The sequence below is a fragment of the Mesorhizobium sp. genome, assembly GCF_004963255.1.
Taxonomy (GTDB): Bacteria; Pseudomonadota; Alphaproteobacteria; order Rhizobiales; family Rhizobiaceae; genus Mesorhizobium.
The window spans coordinates 23,487-40,605 of sequence record NZ_SUGA01000029.1; the positions used below are offsets into that span (position 1 = coordinate 23,487).

Here is a 17,119-nt window from a genome sequence, read left to right on the forward strand (position 1 = left end):
CGATGAAGTCGCTCAAATCCTACAAACGCATCACGGTGAAGATCGGCTCGGCGCTGCTCGTCGACCGAGCGACGGGCTTGAAGCGCGACTGGCTGACCTCGCTTGCCGACGACATCGCGGTGCTTGCCAATGCCGGCGCCGAAGTGCTCGTCGTTTCTTCAGGTGCGATCGCGCTCGGCCGCACCATTCTTGGCCTCGGCAAGCGCGCGCTGAAGCTTGAGGAGAGCCAGGCGGCGGCGGCCGTGGGCCAGATCGCGCTTGCCGGCGCCTGGTCGGACGCGCTCGGCAAGGACGGGCTGAAATCCGGCCAGATCCTCCTGACGCTTGGCGACACCGAGGAACGCCGCCGCTACCTCAACGCGCGCGCGACGATCTCGACCCTGCTCAAGATGAAGGCGGTGCCGGTCATCAACGAGAACGACACGGTGGCGACCTCGGAAATCCGCTATGGCGACAATGACCGGCTGGCGGCGCGGGTGGCGACGATGATGGGCGCGGACCTGCTGGTGCTGCTCTCCGACATTGACGGGCTCTACACGGCGCCGCCGGCCAAGGACCCGGGAGCGAAATTCATCCCGGTGGTCGACCGCATCACGCCCGACATCGAGGCGATGGCGGGCGCCGCCGCGTCCGAGCTGTCGCGCGGCGGCATGCGGACAAAACTCGACGCCGGCAAGATCGCCAATGCCGCCGGCACGGCGATGATCATCACCTCGGGCACAAGGCTGTCGCCGCTGATGGCGATCGAGCGCGGCGAGCGCGCGACCTTCTTCAAGCCGAGCGCCAATCCGGTGAAGGGCTACAAGACCTGGATCGCCGGTCAGCTCGAGCCGGCCGGCCGGCTCACCGTCGATGCCGGCGCCATCGGGGCTTTGAAGTCCGGAAAGTCGCTGCTGCCGGCCGGGGTAAAACTGGTCAGCGGCAATTTCTCGCGCGGCGACACGGTGGCGATCCTGTCGCCGGAGGGCCGCGAGATCGCGCGCGGCCTGGTTGCCTATGATGCCGCCGATGCCGTAAGGATCGCGGGTCTGAAGACGGCCGAGATCGAAAATGTGCTCGGCTACGAGGCGCGTTCGGCGATGATCCATCGCGACGACCTTGTGGTAAGCGTCGCCGGCGACCACGTATTGGCCGACGACTAAGTATTGAACGACGACGGGCGGAGGATGAACCATGCTGAAGCTGCATGAAAAATCCGGCGAAGACACGATTGTGCTGATGGCCGATATCGGCCGTCGCGCCCGCGCCGCCGCCCGACCGTTGGCCGTTGCTTCCACCAAGTCCAAGAATGCCGCGCTCGTCGCCATGGCCGAAGCCATCCTGCGCAACGAGCAGGCGATCCTCGATGCCAACGCCATCGACATGTCGAATGGCGAGGAGGCCGGTTTGTCGGGCTCCTTCATGGACCGGCTGAAGCTTGACACCTCGCGCATCAAGGCGATGGCTGACGGCATTCGCGAGATCGCCGCGCTCAAGGACCCGGTCGGCGACGTAATCGCCGAGTGGGACCGGCCGAACGGGCTGCATATCGAGCGCGTGCGCACGCCGCTCGGCGTCATCGGCGTCATCTATGAGAGCCGGCCGAATGTGACGGCGGATGCCGGCGCGCTCTGCCTCAAGGCCGGCAATCCGGTGATCCTGCGCGGTGGGTCCGACTCGCTCAATTCGTCGGCTGCCATCCATGCCTGCATGGTGGAAGGGCTGAAGGTCGCCGGCTTGCCGCAGGATGCCATCCAGCTGGTGCCGACCACCGATCGCGCCGCCGTCGGCGAGATGCTGAAAGGACTTTCCGGCAATCTCGACGTCATCATCCCGCGCGGCGGCAAAAGCCTGGTAGGGCGCGTGCAGACCGAGGCGCGGGTGCCGGTCTTCGCGCATCTCGAAGGCATCTGCCATCTCTATATCGACCGTTCGGCCGATCTCGACATGGCGGTCAAGATCGCGGTCAACGCCAAGATGCGGCGCACGGGCGTCTGCGGCGCGGCCGAGACGCTTCTGGTCGACCGCGCGGTAGCCGCCACGCATCTGGTGCCGATCCTCCAAGCGCTGCGCGCCGCCGGCTGCGAGATCCATGCCGACCAAGAGGTGCTGCGGGCTTTTTCCGAAGCCAGCCCAGCAACTGACGCCGACTGGGTGACGGAATATCTCGATGCCATCATCGCGGTGAAGCTGGTCGACGGCGTCGGCGAGGCGATCGAGCATATCGAGACCTTCTCCTCGCACCACACCGAGGCGATCATCGCCGAGGACGCGCAGGCTGTGGAACGCTTCTTCAACGAGATCGACTCGGCGATCCTGTTGCACAATGCCTCGACACAGTTTGCCGATGGCGGCGAGTTCGGCATGGGCGCCGAGATCGGCATCGCCACCGGCAAGATGCACGCGCGCGGACCGGTCGGCGTCGAGCAGCTCACCTCGTTCAAATACCGCGTGCGCGGATCGGGACAGGTGAGGCCTTGACCTTTTTCGCCCGGCAGGCCTGAGGGGAGGCCAAGGCGAATGCTTTCGCAAGCCGAGCAGCCTGTCCCTGCCCGCTATCTTCGCATGCCCCACGCCGCCAGGGGCCTGACGGTCGGCCTGTTCGGCGGATCGTTCAATCCGCCGCATGCCGGCCATGCGCTGGTCGCCGAGATCGCGCTGAGAAGGCTGGCGCTCGATCAGCTGTGGTGGATGGTGACGCCCGGCAACCCGCTGAAAAGCGCGCGGGAACTTGCGCCGCTCGCCGAGCGCATCGAGCTCTCCGAAAAAATCGCCAGGAATCCCAGGATCAAGGTCACCGCCTTCGAGGCATCGCAGCATGTGCGCTATACCGCCGACACGCTGGCCCTGGTCAAGGCGCGCAATCCGGGTGTCGATTTCGTCTGGATCATGGGCGCGGACAGTTTGCGCGACTTCCACCGCTGGCAGCGCTGGCGCGAGATCGTGCTGACCTTCCCGATCGCGGTCATCGATCGCCCGGGCGCGACGCTCTCCTTCCTGTCGTCGGTCGTCGCCAAGACCTTCGACTACGCCCGCATCGACGAGGGCGACGCGCCGCTGCTCGCCCGCATGCCGGCGCCGGCCTGGACCTTCATCCACGGCCCGCGCTCGTCGCTGTCGTCCACCGCGATCCGCAAGGCCGCGAAGGGCTGAGCGCCCTCCTTCCCCACAAGGGGGGAAGGGAAGGCGTGCGATGTCGCTTTTGCGGCGGCCTTTTGCTTCCCGGTAAGCGATGCTGACAGACCATGCTGGAGAAGAACCCCACCAAGACCGACGCCGTCCGCGCCGAACAACCGGCGCCGCTGATCGCCATTGCCAGCGTCATCGTGTCGATGGCGCTGATCGCGATCGGCAATGGGCTGATGTTCGCCTATATCCCGGTGCGGCTCGGCGCCGACGGGTTCGACCCGACCTGGGCCGGGCTGATCGTCACCGGGCTTTCGGCCGGCGGGCTGGCCGGCTGCATCCTGACCGGGCCGCTGGTGCGACGCGTCGGGCACGCCCGCGCCTTCATGGTGCTTTCGGCGCTGATCGCGCTTTCCAACGCGGCGATCGGCGCCGGGCCGATCCCGCTTTTGTGGATCGCCGCGCGGGCGCTTTACGGCTTCGCCATCTGCGGACTGTTCATCGTCGCGCAGAGTTGGCTGAACGATGCGTTGCCGAATTCGATCCGCGGCCGGGTGATGGCGGTGTTCTATGTCGCCTATATTGCCGGGCTGGGCGTGGGTTACGCGACGCTCGCCCTGGTCGACATCCACTCGGCGGCCGCGTCGCTGATCGGCATCACCTTCACCGCGCTTTCCATCCTGCCGGTCGGCATGACCAGGCTTGCCCAGCCGCCGGCGCCGCAGGCGGCGTCGGTCGCGCTACGCCGCGCCTGGCGGATCTCGCCGGTCGGCGTCGCCGGCATGCTCGCGGTCGGCGGCCTGTCGATGATCGTTTCCGGCTTCGCGCCGATCCACGCCACCGCCAAGGGCTACAGCCAGGCCGATGTGGCGCTGCTGTTGTCGGCCATGCCGGTCGGCACGCTGATCCTGCAGATTCCGCTCGGCTGGATTTCGGACCGCACCGACCGGCGCTACGTGCTGGCCGGGGCGGCGGCGCTGGCGGTCGTCGCCAGCACCTTGGCCATCGTCTTCGACGGCGGTGCGCTGATGGCGCTGGTGGTGATCTATCTGATCTGGGATGGGGCGTCGGAATCGATCTACGCGCTGTCCAGCGCGCATGCCGCCGACCGCGCCGCCAAGGACGAGCTTCTGGCGCTGTCGAGCTCGATGCTGTTTGCCTGGTCGCTGGCCGGCTTCATCGTGCCCGGCATCGTGACGGCGCTTTCCGCCGTTTTCGGCACCGCCACCTTCATCTATGTCGGCATCGTCATCGCCTCGGCCTTCTGCCTGTTCGTGCTGTGGCGCGTGACGGCGGGGCGGCCGACACCCGCAGCCACAAGCGGCAGCTTCGCGCCGATGTCGGCGCAGACGCCGCTGCCGGTGGAGCTCGCCTTCGCGCCGGACGAGACGGCAGCCAAGCACTGATCGAGGATGGACCGATCGGGCTACTGCTTGCGCGCTTCCGGCGCCGGGACTTCCGGCGGCGGCAGCGGGATCGAGATGCCTTCGCTGTCGAAGGCCTGCTTGGCGCGCTTGGTCATGTCGATCTGGGTCGAGAAATAGTCGGCGGCCGATGTCCAGTAGCGCAAGGTAAGCGAAACCGTCGCGTCGCCGACACTGGCGATGAAGGCGATCGGAGGTGGTTCGCGCCGGATGCGCCTTTCGGCGCCGGCGATGGCAAGCAGCGTCTTCTGCCCGCGGTCGATATCGTTCCAGGAGCCGATGCTCAAGGTCACGTCGGTGCGGCGCACGCCGTTGCGGGTGAAGTTGCGCACCGGCTGGTTCCACAGCGTCGAGTTGGGCGCCAGTATGTAGACGCCTTCGGCGGTGCGCAGCTTGGTGGCAAAGAGGCCGATCTCCTCGACGGTGCCCGCGATCGCGCCGACCTCGACATTCTCGCCGATGCGGAAGGGCCTCAGTGCCAGAAGCATGATGCCGGCGGCGATGTTCTGCAGCGTGCCCTGCAATGCCAGTCCGATGGCCAGGCCAGCGGCGCCGATCGCGGCGATGATGGAGGCCGTCTGCACGCCGAACTGACCAAGCACCATGATGACGACGAGGATCAGGATGGCGTAGCGCACGACCTGCGAGAAGAAATGCCGCAAGGTCTCGTCGAAGCCGTGGATATGGCCGAGGCCGGCATAGATCGAGCGTTCGGCAAGCCCGGCGACCAGATAACCGACAACCAAAAGGATCACGGCGCCGATGGCCGAGAAGGAATAGGAAACGATCAGGGTGCTGAGCTGTGCGAGCCCGGCCTGGATGGTGATGAGGGCGCTCTGTGGGTCGGTGGGCATGGCGGGGATTCCGTTGGTCGGTGCGCCGATAACCCATGCGTCCGGGATCAGTTCCCGCTTTTCAGACACTGCTAAAACAGCGATCCGGATCAGGCGCGGCCCAGGCAAAAGAGGCCGTCGTCTTGAAACTGCAATGGAACTCTGCCTATCTAAGTGGTGTCACCTGATTTGCAGGGTGATTTGGTTGTTCTTGTTGGGAAAGGAAACACACTGAGAACAGCACTGCGGAAGAAGGCTGATATCATGCCTTCGCCGGCCGGGATCAGCGGCAACGCCGCCGCGAGCCTCGCCATCGACACAGTCCTTGCCAGTCTGGAAGACTCCAAGGCCGAAAACATCGTCTCAATCGACATCCAGGGAAAATCGAGCCTCGGCGACTATATGGTCATCGCCTCGGGCCGATCGCACCGTCATGTCTCGGCTGTCGCCGATCATCTCCTCAAGGCGCTGAAAGATGCCGGTCTCGGCAATGCGCGCGTCGAGGGGCTGGCCAGCGCCGACTGGGTCCTGATCGATTCGGGCGACATCATCGTCCATGTCTTCCGCCCCGAAGTCCGCGAATTCTACAATCTCGAAAAGATGTGGCAGGCGCCGGACCTCGAGGAAGAGACCTTGCACTGAGCCTTGATCCGCGTGCCGTGAACCTTCACGGTATGCGCTAGACAAGCTCGCCGGGGCGAGGATGAAGACCACCATTCATGCCGTGGGCCGGATGAAGACCGGCCCCGAGAGAGAACTCGCCGACCGCTATTTCGAGCGCTTCGCCAAGAGCGGGCCCGCGGTCGGGCTGGAGTTTGCCGGCATCGTCGAGATCCCCGAAAGCCGCGGACAGAGCGCCGACGAGCGCCGCCGCGAGGAAGCCCAGAAGCTGCAGGCCCAGTTGCAGGCTGGCACCGTTCTCATCCTGCTCGACGAACGCGGCAAATCGCTTTCGTCGGAAGACCTGGCCGCGCGTATCGGCCAGTTGCGCGACGCCGGTCGCAAGGCGCTGGTCGTCGCCATCGGCGGCGCCGACGGCCATGACAAATCCTTACGCGAGCAGGCCGACCTTGTGCTGTCGTTCGGAGCGCTGACCTGGCCGCACCAGCTGGTGCGCGTCATGCTGGGCGAGCAGCTCTACCGGGTTGCCACGATCCTGGCGGGTCATCCCTATCACCGGTCGTAACTGGCGGTGGCAATATCTGCGGCATTTTCGTATTTTCAACGAACATAGTGGGATTGGGTCATGGCCGCAGATAAAAGCATTCATGTCCGCGCCAGCGAGCGTTCCCTGGTTCGTCGCGATTTGCAGGGCAGCAACGAAGTGTGGGACCGGCTGAAGAGCGAGCTTGAGCCGGGTCTGAGAGCTGACGAGAGCGAATTCCAGGCCGTATCGGCGCAGGATGTTATTCGACGCAGTCAAGGCCGAAGCCTCTAGAAGACGTAGCTATCCGGATTTCCGCCTCAATAACTCGACATTACGATCACAATAGCGCTTCCAACATGGTTGATGGTTCGTTAACGAAGCGGCGGATAGGTTAGAGGCCTGATGTCTGAAGGCTGGTACCCGATCACGCGCACCTGGCGCAGCCGTTGCGGCTTGACCCTTGTCGCCGCCGTGGTCGTGCTCGGGCCGGTCCGGGCGGCCGGGAACACGCTGGACGCGGCGCCGGATCCCGATCAGAGCCGGGCCGAATACGAGCAGGTCTCCAAGGAGATCACGCTGTCATCGGAGCGGCTGGCCAAGCTTGCCGCCGACATCGCTTCGGTGCGCAAGGATTATGCCTCGATCACCGCGGCGCTGATCCAGTCGGCGATGACCGAGCAGAAGCTCGGCCAGGACATCGAGGATATCGGCGCCAAGCTCGAAGGGCTGAAGGACGAGGAGCAGAAGCTGCGCGCCTCGCTTGCGGCGCGGCGCGACGTGCTGGCCGAGGTGCTCGGCGCACTGCAGCGCATGGGGCTCAATCCGCCGCCGGCAATCCTGGTCAAGCCGGAGGACGCGCTGTCGTCGGTGCGCAGCGCCATCCTGCTCGGCGCCGTGGTGCCGGAACTGCGACAGCAGACCGAACGGCTGATGGCCGATCTCAAGGAGCAGACAAGGGTAACGGCCTCGATCGAGGCGGAACGGGCGCGACTCTCCGCCGCCGTCACGGACCAGACGGCGGAGAAGAAGCGGCTCACCATGCTGCTCGAGGCCAAGAAGAAGCTGCAGGCCGATACCCAGACCGCGATGGCGGCCGAGCAACGGCACTCGCAGGAGCTGGCGGCGAAGGCGAGCAGCCTCAAGGACCTGATCGCCTCGCTCGAAGCCGACAAGGCGCGCAAGGCGCAGGACCAGGCCAAGGCGGGCGAGCGGAAATCGACCGACAGCGACACGACGGCCTCGACGACCGAGCTTGCCGCGTTGCCGGTGCCGGAGGCCAACCGCCTCACGGGGTCGGCGCCGTTTTCGGCCTTGCAAGGCCAGATCGCGCTGCCGGTCATCGGCAAGATCAAGCGGCGTTTCGGCACCGACGACGGCAATGGCGCGGCGATGCAGGGCGACATGGTTGCGACACAATCGGGGGCCATCGTCACCGCACCGGCGGATGGAAACGTGCTTTATGCGGGGCCGTTTCGCTCCTATGGTCAACTCTTGATCCTCAATGCGGGCGATGGGTATCATGTCGTCCTGGCGGGGATGAGCAGAATCAGCGTCGCGACCGGACAGTCGGTGCTCGCGGGAGAGCCGATCGGCGCGATGGGAGAGGCCCGGGTGGCAAGCACCTCGGCCTCGCGGAATGAAAATTCGGCGTCGGAACTCTATGTCGAGTTCCGCAAGGATGGAAAACCCGTCGATCCAGCCCCATGGTGGGCGGATCGATTCTCTGGAAGGACGTGAAATGATGCGGAAACTGTCGCTTCTGTTTGCCGGCGCGCTGATGGGCGCATCGGCAATGAGCCTGGTCTATGGCGCACCGGGCTCGGCGGCGAACGCTGCGGGTTCGGAAACCTACAAGCAGCTGGCGATCTTCGGCGACATCTTCGAGCGTGTGCGCGCGAATTATGTGACGCCGCCGGACGACAAGTCGCTGGTCGAAAACGCCATCAACGGCATGCTGGCCTCGCTTGATCCGCACTCCTCCTACATGAATGCCGAGCAGGCGCAGGACATGCGCGTGCAGACCAAGGGCGAGTTCGGCGGCCTCGGCATCGAGGTCACCATGGAAAACGACCTCGTCAAGGTGATCACGCCGATCGACGACACGCCGGCCGCCAAGGCGGGCGTGCTTGCCGGCGACTACATCGCCAAGATCGACGGCGAGGAGGTTCGTGGCCTCACCCTCAACGACGCGGTCGAGAAGATGCGCGGCCCGGTCAACACGCCGATCAAGCTCACCATCCTGCGCCAGGGCGCCGACAAGCCGATCGAGCTGACGGTGGTGCGCGACATCATCAAGGTCAAGGCGGTGAAGTACCGGGTCGAGAATGACATCGGCTACATGAAGATCACCTCCTTCACCGAGAAGACCTATGACGATCTCGAGAACGCCATCGAGAACATCAAGAAGCAGGTGCCGAACGACAAGCTGAAGGGCTATGTGCTCGACCTGCGCCTCAATCCGGGCGGCCTGCTCGACCAGGCGGTCAGCGTGTCGGATGCCTTCCTCAAGCGCGGCGAGATCGTTTCGACGCGCGGCCGCGATCCGAAGGACGTCACCCGCTTCGACGCCAAGCCGAAGCAGGTCGACGACATCAACGGCAAGCCGATGATCGTGCTGGTCAATGGCGGTTCGGCGAGCGCCTCGGAAATCGTCGCCGGCGCGCTGCAGGATCTGCGCCGCGTCACGGTGGTCGGCACGCAGTCCTTCGGCAAGGGCTCGGTGCAGACCATCATACCGCTCGGCGAGAATGGCGCGCTCAGGCTGACGACCGCGCTCTATTACACGCCGTCGGGCAAGTCGATCCAGGGCAAGGGCATCACGCCAGACATCAAGGTCGACCAGCCGCTGCCACCCGACCTGCAGGGCCGTGACCTGACCCGCGGCGAATCCGACCTCAAGGGCCACATCAAGGGTGCCGACGAGAGCTCGACCGGTTCTGGCTCGGCCGCCTATGTGCCGCCGGATCCGAAGGATGATCTGCAGCTGATCTATGCCGAGCAGCTGCTGCGCGGTGAGAAGACCGACCCGGCCTTCCCGCCGAACCCGGACAAGGCCGTGCTGAACCAGTAAGGCCGTCACGGCCGGGGCAAGGCTCTGGCCGGCTGAGCGAAGCAATGCGATGCTGCCGGGACCGCGAGGTTCCGGCAGTTTGATTCGGGGACCGCGGCTAGAGCAATTCGAGGAAAAGTGTGAGCGGTTTTCCGTCCGGAATTGCGTAAAAACAAAGAGTTAGGCGCCACGCGTCTGGGGTATCGCGCCAGCGATTGTGAAGTTCACGCGAGATGTCACGAGAACGTGACATTCATTCCAAGTGGGCGTGCTTCCGGGGAACATAACTTGGCTGAGATCGGCAAGGACATCGAACGCCCGCTCGGACAGACGCTTCGGCCTCAGCGCAAGGCCTCGCGCGGTATCAGCGGCGGCACGCTTGCCGCAGCGGTGGCCGTCCTTGCCGTGATCGGCGTTTCCGGCGCGATCGCATTGCGCGACAAGCCGTTCCGCAAGCCGCAAGAGGTGGCGGTTTCGACGCCGAAGGTCGTCGCTGCTCCCGCCACACCCGCGCCGCCTGCCGCACCGGCTCCGGTTGCGGCCGCGACGCCGCAGGCCAGCACCCCGATGAAGAGCGGCGGGCCGCAGATCATCCACGTCCAGACCGAGGAGGGCGACAGCCCGCCGAAAGCGGCGATCGTCATCCGCGATCCGTCGACGCTCGGCCAGAACCTCAAGGTCGCGCATATCCCGGACAGGGCGCTGATCGAGGCCAGCGACACGGGTCCGCTGCCGATCCGTTCCGCCGACGGCAGGCGGCCCTTCGACGTCTATGCCCGGCCGTGGTCGGGGGCGCGCGGCGCGCGGGTGGCGATCGTCATTGGCGGGCTCGCCGTCTCGCAGACCGGCACGCAAGCCGCCATCGCCAAGCTGCCGGCCGAAGTGACGCTGGCCTTCGCGCCGCAGGGCAACAGCATCGGTCGATGGATGCAGGCGGCGAGGCAGAGCGGGCATGAGATCGTCATGCAGGTGCCGCTTGAGCCGTTCGATTATCCCAACGTCAATCCCGGCCGCAACACGCTGACCGTGTCGGCCAGCACGGACGAGAACCTGAAGAGCCTGCACTGGGCGCTGTCCAGGACCACGAACTATACCGGGGTCATGAATTATATGGGCGCGCGCTTCTCGGCCGACGCCTCGGCGATGGAGCCTTTCATCGCCGACCTCGGCAAGCGCGGCCTTGCCTATATCGATGACGGCTCATCCTCGCGCAGCGTCGCTCCTGACCTGGCGCTGAAGGACGGCGTGCCGTTCGTCGCCGGCGACATGGCGATCGACGCCGTGCAGGACCGCGGCGAAATCCTCAAGAAGCTGGACAGCCTCGAAGCCACGGCGCGGGCCAAGGGCAGCGCCGTCGGCATCGGTTCGGCCTTCGACATCACCGTCGACACGGTGACGTCCTGGATTGCCGAAGCGAAGAAGCGCGGCATCGAGATCGTGCCGATCTCGGCGGTGGCGATCGATCCGCAAAAGGGCTAACGCTACCCGCCTCGCCGCATTCAATCCTCGAGACCGCTGGAACGCTGACCCATGGCCAAGACGATCGATCCCGAAACGCTGCCTTACCGTCCCTGCGTCGGGCTGATGATCCTCAACAGAGCCGGCCTGGTCTGGGTTGGGCACCGCATCGCCGAACCGGACAGCGAGTTCGCCGGCACCACGCAGCTTTGGCAGATGCCGCAAGGCGGCATCGACAAGGGCGAGGAGCCGATCGAGGCCGCGGGCCGCGAGCTCTATGAGGAAACCGGCATGCGCAGCGTGGCGCTGCTTGCCGAGGCGCCGCATTGGATCAACTACGATCTGCCGCCGCATCTGGTCGGCGTTGCCTTCAAGGGCCGTTATCGCGGCCAGACGCAGAAATGGTTCGCCTATCGCTTCGAGGGCGACGAAAGCGAGATCGCGATCAATCCGCCGCCCGGTGGCCACACGGCCGAGTTCGACGAATGGGCCTGGCGGCCGATGTGGGAATTGCCCGAACTGATCGTGCCGTTCAAGCGCAAGGTTTATGAGCAGGTGGTGGCAGCATTCCAGCACCTGGCTCCCTGAGGCTGCCGATATTCAGGTGAGGCCGGCCTGCAAATGGCGGTTTCCTGCGCTTCCGGTGCTCGCGTACGAAAAGTACGCCCCGCTCCGGTTCTCGGAAGCCACCCAGTTTGGTCGCTTCGCGCCCGTCTTCGACTCCGACTCGGCCTGACCTGAATCTCATCAGACTCAGGGCAGTTGCTGCATCGACGACAGAATTCTATTGATTGCCGATGCAATGAACGGGGGTCGCCATGGACGACACCAGCCGCGCTTTGATCGGATCCGCCGCCGGCAGCCAGCCGGTGAGCGAGGCGGCCGCCGGCGCTATCCTGACGATCGACCTCGGAGCTATCCGGGAAAACTATCGCCGGTTGAAGGCGCGGCTGGGCGGTGTTCGCTGCGCCGGGGTGCTCAAGGCAGACGGCTATGGGCTTGGCGCCGCCCAAGTGGCCTCGGTCCTGGCGAAAGAGGGCTGCGACATCTTCTTTATCGCGCTGCCCGGCGAGGGCATCGCGCTGCGCAAGGCGATCGGGCCTGGGCCTGACATCTTGGTGCTGAACGGCCTGCCGCCGGGTTCGGAGCCGGAAGCCCTGGCGGCCGGCCTTTGCCCGGTCGTCAACAGCGCTACCCAGCTGAAGGCCTGGCGCCAGGCCGCGCGGAGCGCGGGCCGGAGCCTGCCGGCCGCCATCCAGGTCGACAGCGGCATGGCCCGGCTCGGCATGGCGCCGGCAGAAGTCGAGGCGGTCGCGGGCGAGGCCGGCGCCTTCGACGGCATCGACATCCGTTTCGTGATGAGCCATCTCGCCCGCGCCGACGAGCCCCAACAGGTGGCCAACGAGAAGCAGCGGCACGAATTCGACCGGTTGCGCAAGATGCTGCCCGCGGCGCCCGCCTCCTTGGCCAACTCGTCGGGCATCTTTCTCGGACCTGCCTATCATTACGACCTTGCCCGTCCCGGAGCCGCGCTCTATGGCGTCAACCCGACACCCCACGAAGCCAATCCGATGCTGCCGGTGATAAGGCTGGAAGCCAAGGTGGCGCAAACGCGTGAGATCGGTGCCGGCACAGGCATCGGCTATGGCCACACCCACCAGGCGGACGGGCCGCTCAGGCTGGCGACCATTTCGCTGGGCTATGGCGACGGCTGGCACCGGCGCGCCGCCTCGGCCGCCTGGTTCGAGGGTGTGCGTTTGCCCTTCATTGGGCGCGTTTCGATGGATTCGATCATCCTCGACATTTCGGCACTTCCGGCAGGCAGGCTCGGCGAGGGCGACCTCGTCGAGCTCATCGGCCCCTCGCAAAGCGTCGACGACGCGGCCGGCCACGCCGGCACCATCGGCTACGAGATACTGACCAACCTGGGCACGCGCTTTCACCGCCGCTACGTCGGCGCCTGACCACGCCCCTTGGCGGGCGCCGCAAAATCCGGCACACAGATGAACGAGCCAAAGCGCCTCGGCGTGCAAGGCCTTTGAGGGAGACAGAATGAAAGTCATCGTGCTGGGCGGCGGCGTGATCGGGGTCACCACCGCTTACTTCCTCACCGAGGCTGGTCATGAAGTGACCGTCTACGATCGCCAGCCGGGGCCGGCCCTCGAAACCAGCTTCGCCAATGCCGGCGAAGTGTCGCCGGGCTATGCCTCGCCCTGGGCCGGGCCAGGCGTTCCGATCAAAGCCGTCAAATGGCTGTTGATGAAATACGGCCCGCTGGTGGTGCGGCCGGCGTTCGACCCGAATATGTGGACCTGGTTGCTGAAGATGCTGCGCAACTGCACGGCCGAGCGCTATGCGCTCAACAAGTCGCGCATGGTGCCGCTTGCCGAATACAGTCGCGACACGCTGAAAGCACTGCGCGAGGCGACCGGCATCACCTACGACGAACGGGCCAAAGGCACGCTGCAGCTCTTCCGCAAGCAGAAGCAGCTCGACGCCACCGGCGGCGACGTTGAGGTGCTGAAGAAATACGGCGTGCCCTACGAGATCCTCGACCGCGACGGCTGTGTCGCCGCCGAACCGGCGCTGGCCGCCGTGCGCGACAAATTCGTCGGCGGCCTCAGGCTTCCCGGCGACGAGACCGGCGACTGCAAGATGTTCACCGACAAGCTCGCGGAACTCTGCGTGGCGCGGGGCGTGATATTCGAGTACGGCTCGACCGTCCGGAAAGTCGTCAGGAACCGCAACCGCCTCACCAATGTGCTCACCGATAGCGGATGGAAAACCGCCGATGCCTTCGTGATGGCGATGGGCAGCTATTCGGCGCAGTTCATGCGCAAGCTGGGGCGCCCGATCCCGGTCTATCCGGTCAAGGGCTATTCGATCACCGTGCCGATCAGCAATGCCGAGGCAGCACCGGTGTCGACCGTCATGGACGAGACCTACAAGGTGGCGATCACCCGGCTCGGCGACCGCATCCGCGTCGGCGGCACGGCGGAGATTTCGGGCTATGATCTTCGCCTGCATGAATCGCGCCGCCGCACGCTCGAACATTCGGTTGGCGATCTTTTCCCCGGCGGCGGCGATCTCAAGGCGGCGAGCTTCTGGTGCGGCTTGCGGCCCATGACGCCGGACGGACCGCCCTTGGTCGGACTGAGCGAGGTTGCCAATCTCTACCTCAACACCGGCCACGGCACGCTCGGCTGGACCATGGCCTGCGGCTCGGCCAAGGTTCTGGCCGACATCATGTCCAACCGGGTGCCGGAGATCAACGCGCGCGACCTCAGCCCGGAACGGTACCTGAAGCCTATTTAAGCGCGCTGCTCGGTATGGAATCGAGACGGCGCGCTTCAATCCTTCAAAACGCCTCTCTGACCCAATTGTCGCTGAACAGCAGCCGGTATGCCCAGCCGATCGTGACATTGGTGGCGACCGGCCGTGAATGCGCAACGTAGTCCTGGTAGATCGGCTTCATCCTGGCATAGAAGGCCGGATCGAGCACGACCATGCCGTTTTCCGAGTCATGGAAGAAGCTGCGGTTGTTGAGGTTGACCGAGGAGATGGCGACCAGCCTTTCGTCGATCATCATGATCTTGGAATGCAGCACGACATCCGGCGCCTTGAACTCGCGGATGTTGATGCGGTCGCCATATTTCTCGACGAACAGCTTGTTGAGCGCGGTGAGGAACCGGCCGCCGATATCGCCCTTCAGGTCGATGCGGCCGACGACGTCGATCTTCACGCCCCTGGCCAGCGCCCGGTCGAAGGCCCGGGCGATATCGGGCGTCAGGTTGAGATAGGGATTGACGATCTCGATGCGATGCTCGGCGGTGTCGATCAGCTCGACGAAATAGGCCTCCAGCGCGTGCCCATCCTCATAGGGCACGGAGATGAAATGCCGCGCCACGCCGCGCGGGGCAGCTATGGAACGAACCGGAATGGAGAACGGTCGCGACAGATTGGTGTCGGCGTCGCGCAGCCAGATGGTCGACAGATGCGCGGCCAGCGTCTCGACGGTCGCCTGGTCGGCAATCTCCATGTCGAAGTCGCTCCAGTTGGAATAGTAGTTCAGCGAGAAGCCGTCGGTCTTGCCGTATTGCTCGAGGTCCGGATGGTGGGTCAGGTCGACCGGCCTGTGGAACAGAAAACCGTCATGGATGTTGCGGCCGCCGATGATGACGCGCGAGCGGCGGGGCTGTTCGGCCAGCGTCGCCAGCATCTTGACGTGATGGGTCTTGTGCAGCTGCGATATCTGCTCGTCGAACGGCGCGCCGTGATCGGCCTGCCAGCGATATTCCTGCAGCTCGACATTGGGGAATTCTGCCGCTAGCCGGTGCAGCATGGCGTCGTCCTTCTCCCGCTCCAGCACGTCGGTGACCAGGATGCGCACCTTGGTGCCAAGTGCTGCGTGATGGCGGATCAGCCGCTCCATCACGCGGCCGGAGAAATCCGCCTTGAATTCCAGCGACGACAGGTAGATCAGCCTGAGTTTCGGGGCGTTGGAGAAATCGAGCGGCAGCTCGGGGTCGGCCTTGTCGAAGGCGCTGTCCGGGAGCCTCTTGCCGAGCAGCGCTTCGACCTTGGCATTGAAGCCGTCGCGTGACTTGCGCAGCAGGGTCGGCGATCCCAGCGGCAGCGCGCAGGTCTGCGACAGCCAGCGGCTCGCATAAAAGACGCGGTCGAGTTCCTCCATCCCCGCCGGATCGGGCACCGGGCAGCGGTCGTAGCGGCTGTCCAGAGCCGTGATCCAGGGATCGGCGGTCTCCTCGCGCAGCAAGGTCAGCGGCGCGCCCGCCGGCGCCAGGGCGGAGCCGACGCGCAGATCGCAACGGGTCAGTGCCTGGTCCGGAAACAGGCTGGCGGAGGTTTCGGCGACCGGCAGGCTCAAATGGAATGGCGAGGCTGCGGCGACTGTGGTGGATCGGCCCGATGCGCGGATCGCAAGCGGGCCGTTGCAGGTGCCGCCGATGTCGACAGGCCGCTGGCCTGACTGGCGCAGCACGATCTCGACCGAGCGCGCCTGCAGGCCGGAGAAGCTGAAGGTCTTGGGCGCCGAGGGCCGCGCGGCGGCATCGAGATAGAGGGTCTGCCGCGACATGCGCCAGCGGCCGGTGAAATGGCCTTCGCCAGGCTTGCCTGGCGTCGGCGCGAGTTCCGTGTCGTCGAGCGGCCTGGCCAATCGTTGCAATGCCGGATAGGTCGCGTGGAAGCCGCTGTTTTGGACGTCGCGCCAGTCGCGGCCGAAGCGGCCGGTGCCGTTGGCGCGGTCGAGCGCATCGAGGCGGTTTTGGGCGAGCAGCGCCTGGAACTGTCTCTCGTAAGCGCTGTTGCCGTCGCTTGCGAAGTAATGGGCCATGGCGATCTCGGCGCCGCTGCTGTCCGCCGACACGGGCGGGCGGTCGCAGGAATCGTCGCCCGGAAAGAAGGCGCAGGCCGAATGTTCGGGCATGCCGGCGCAGCCGGCCACCACCGACAGCGCCAGTCCAAGCAATGCCTTGGCGACGGCAGACCCGAGGCTCATCCGGCGGCCCCGCTCACGGCTTTGAGCTCGGCGGGGTCGCGCGGCGGCAGGAAGCCTTGCGGAAAGATCCGGCAGACGGGGAAGGCGAAGGTGGCGATCAGAAGTTCGGCCTCGTTTCGTATCTTGCGCGGCGCCGTCTTGTCGTCTCGGATTTTCCGCGCTGAAGCGACCAGCGCGCCGTCGCAGTCGCAATGATTGTGCCTTGCAATGTAGCAGGCATCGTGGATCTGGCAGGCGGCATCGAGGCGGTCGACGGGCCTTGCCGACAGATCGCCGGTGCGCGTGCCCGGGCCGCAATAATTGCCGATGACGAAAGGCGAGGGTCGCGACATGGCGTAGCGTACCGGCTTCGGCAATTGTGCTTCAGGGACCTTTGTCCAGGGATTGGCGCAGTCCGACAGAAAAAGCAGCGGCAGAATGGCAAGAACGGCTCGCATTTCCCCGCCGGCGTTTCGAAGATTGTCCCCCAGAGCGCTTCACCGTTTCGCGGAAAGGGCGAACCGCTCTATCTTTTTTGTTCTGACGCAATTCCTAGAATTGCTCTGGCGCCCGGTCACGGCATGCCAGGCGCGCTGGTGCCAC

The 17,119-nt window shown here is 65.4% G+C and carries 16 protein-coding genes; 13 read left to right on the top strand and 3 right to left on the bottom strand.

Translation table 11 applies throughout. The features are described 5' to 3' along the window. Nucleotides 1–2 precede the first annotated feature (2 nt). The 4 genes from proB (at nucleotide 3) to E5X34_RS24310 (ending at nucleotide 4,511) form a co-directional block, all read left to right on the top strand. A complete protein-coding gene (proB, locus tag E5X34_RS24295) occupies nucleotides 3–1,142 on the top strand; it encodes a glutamate 5-kinase (RefSeq protein WP_292569928.1) in 1,140 nt (379 codons plus the stop codon). A 31-nt stretch (nucleotides 1,143–1,173) separates the two neighbouring features. After that, the gene (locus tag E5X34_RS24300) at nucleotides 1,174–2,460 is read left to right on the top strand and encodes a glutamate-5-semialdehyde dehydrogenase (RefSeq protein WP_292569930.1); all 1,287 of its coding nucleotides are present in this window, start codon (nucleotides 1,174–1,176) and stop codon (nucleotides 2,458–2,460) included. Nucleotides 2,461–2,544: 84 nt separating this feature from the next. Next, complete coding sequence (locus tag E5X34_RS24305) at nucleotides 2,545–3,132, top strand: nicotinate-nucleotide adenylyltransferase (RefSeq protein ID WP_292570063.1); 588 nt, start codon at nucleotides 2,545–2,547, stop codon at nucleotides 3,130–3,132. Nucleotides 3,133–3,224: 92 nt separating this feature from the next. Continuing rightward, nucleotides 3,225–4,511: an MFS transporter gene (locus E5X34_RS24310; RefSeq protein WP_292569933.1), complete on the top strand. Its 1,287-nt coding sequence runs from the start codon at nucleotides 3,225–3,227 to the stop codon at nucleotides 4,509–4,511. 20 nt (nucleotides 4,512–4,531) lie between these two features. Here E5X34_RS24310 and E5X34_RS24315 read toward each other — a convergent pair whose 3' ends face one another. Continuing rightward, nucleotides 4,532–5,383 carry a mechanosensitive ion channel domain-containing protein gene (locus E5X34_RS24315; RefSeq protein WP_127884650.1) on the bottom strand — a complete coding sequence of 284 codons (852 nt, stop codon included), beginning with the start codon at nucleotides 5,381–5,383 and terminating at the stop codon, nucleotides 4,532–4,534. Between the two features lie 243 nt (nucleotides 5,384–5,626). Between E5X34_RS24315 and rsfS the strand changes: the two genes are divergently transcribed. The 9 genes from rsfS (at nucleotide 5,627) to E5X34_RS24360 (ending at nucleotide 14,331) form a co-directional block, all read left to right on the top strand. After that, nucleotides 5,627–6,004, top strand: coding sequence for a ribosome silencing factor (gene rsfS / locus E5X34_RS24320; RefSeq protein ID WP_126080694.1), 378 nt, complete (start codon nucleotides 5,627–5,629; stop codon nucleotides 6,002–6,004). A 61-nt stretch (nucleotides 6,005–6,065) separates the two neighbouring features. Then, nucleotides 6,066–6,548 (top strand): 23S rRNA (pseudouridine(1915)-N(3))-methyltransferase RlmH, encoded by a 483-nt coding sequence (gene rlmH / locus E5X34_RS24325; RefSeq protein WP_292569936.1) that lies wholly within the window; start codon nucleotides 6,066–6,068, stop codon nucleotides 6,546–6,548. Between the two features lie 60 nt (nucleotides 6,549–6,608). After that, on the top strand, nucleotides 6,609–6,800 hold the full coding sequence (locus tag E5X34_RS24330; protein ID WP_292569939.1) for a transcriptional regulator: 192 nt from the start codon (nucleotides 6,609–6,611) through the stop codon (nucleotides 6,798–6,800). Nucleotides 6,801–6,911: 111 nt separating this feature from the next. Continuing rightward, nucleotides 6,912–8,246, top strand: a complete 1,335-nt coding sequence (locus E5X34_RS24335; protein WP_292569942.1) for a murein hydrolase activator EnvC — start codon at nucleotides 6,912–6,914, stop codon at nucleotides 8,244–8,246. A gap of 1 nt (nucleotide 8,247) precedes the next feature. Next, nucleotides 8,248–9,579, top strand: coding sequence for a S41 family peptidase (locus tag E5X34_RS24340; protein WP_292569945.1), 1,332 nt, complete (start codon nucleotides 8,248–8,250; stop codon nucleotides 9,577–9,579). A 267-nt stretch (nucleotides 9,580–9,846) separates the two neighbouring features. Beyond that, nucleotides 9,847–11,037, top strand: coding sequence for a divergent polysaccharide deacetylase family protein (locus tag E5X34_RS24345; protein WP_292569948.1), 1,191 nt, complete (start codon nucleotides 9,847–9,849; stop codon nucleotides 11,035–11,037). A gap of 51 nt (nucleotides 11,038–11,088) precedes the next feature. Further along, nucleotides 11,089–11,604, top strand: a complete 516-nt coding sequence (locus E5X34_RS24350) for an RNA pyrophosphohydrolase (RefSeq protein WP_292569951.1) — start codon at nucleotides 11,089–11,091, stop codon at nucleotides 11,602–11,604. A 230-nt stretch (nucleotides 11,605–11,834) separates the two neighbouring features. Next, nucleotides 11,835–12,980: an alanine racemase gene (gene alr, locus E5X34_RS24355; protein WP_292569954.1), complete on the top strand. Its 1,146-nt coding sequence runs from the start codon at nucleotides 11,835–11,837 to the stop codon at nucleotides 12,978–12,980. Between the two features lie 88 nt (nucleotides 12,981–13,068). Next, entirely contained in the window at nucleotides 13,069–14,331 is a 1,263-nt protein-coding gene (locus E5X34_RS24360) for a D-amino acid dehydrogenase (protein ID WP_292569957.1), read from the top strand. Nucleotides 14,332–14,374: 43 nt separating this feature from the next. Here E5X34_RS24360 and E5X34_RS24365 read toward each other — a convergent pair whose 3' ends face one another. Together E5X34_RS24365 and E5X34_RS24370 are read right to left on the bottom strand one after the other, a co-directional pair. Continuing rightward, nucleotides 14,375–16,537, bottom strand: coding sequence for a phosphatidylserine/phosphatidylglycerophosphate/cardiolipin synthase family protein (locus E5X34_RS24365; protein ID WP_292569960.1), 2,163 nt, complete (start codon nucleotides 16,535–16,537; stop codon nucleotides 14,375–14,377). After that, nucleotides 16,534–16,974: a hypothetical protein gene (locus tag E5X34_RS24370; protein WP_292569963.1), complete on the bottom strand. Its 441-nt coding sequence runs from the start codon at nucleotides 16,972–16,974 to the stop codon at nucleotides 16,534–16,536. The genes E5X34_RS24365 and E5X34_RS24370 overlap by 4 nt, the downstream gene beginning before the upstream one ends. Nucleotides 16,975–17,119: the final 145 nt, after the last annotated feature.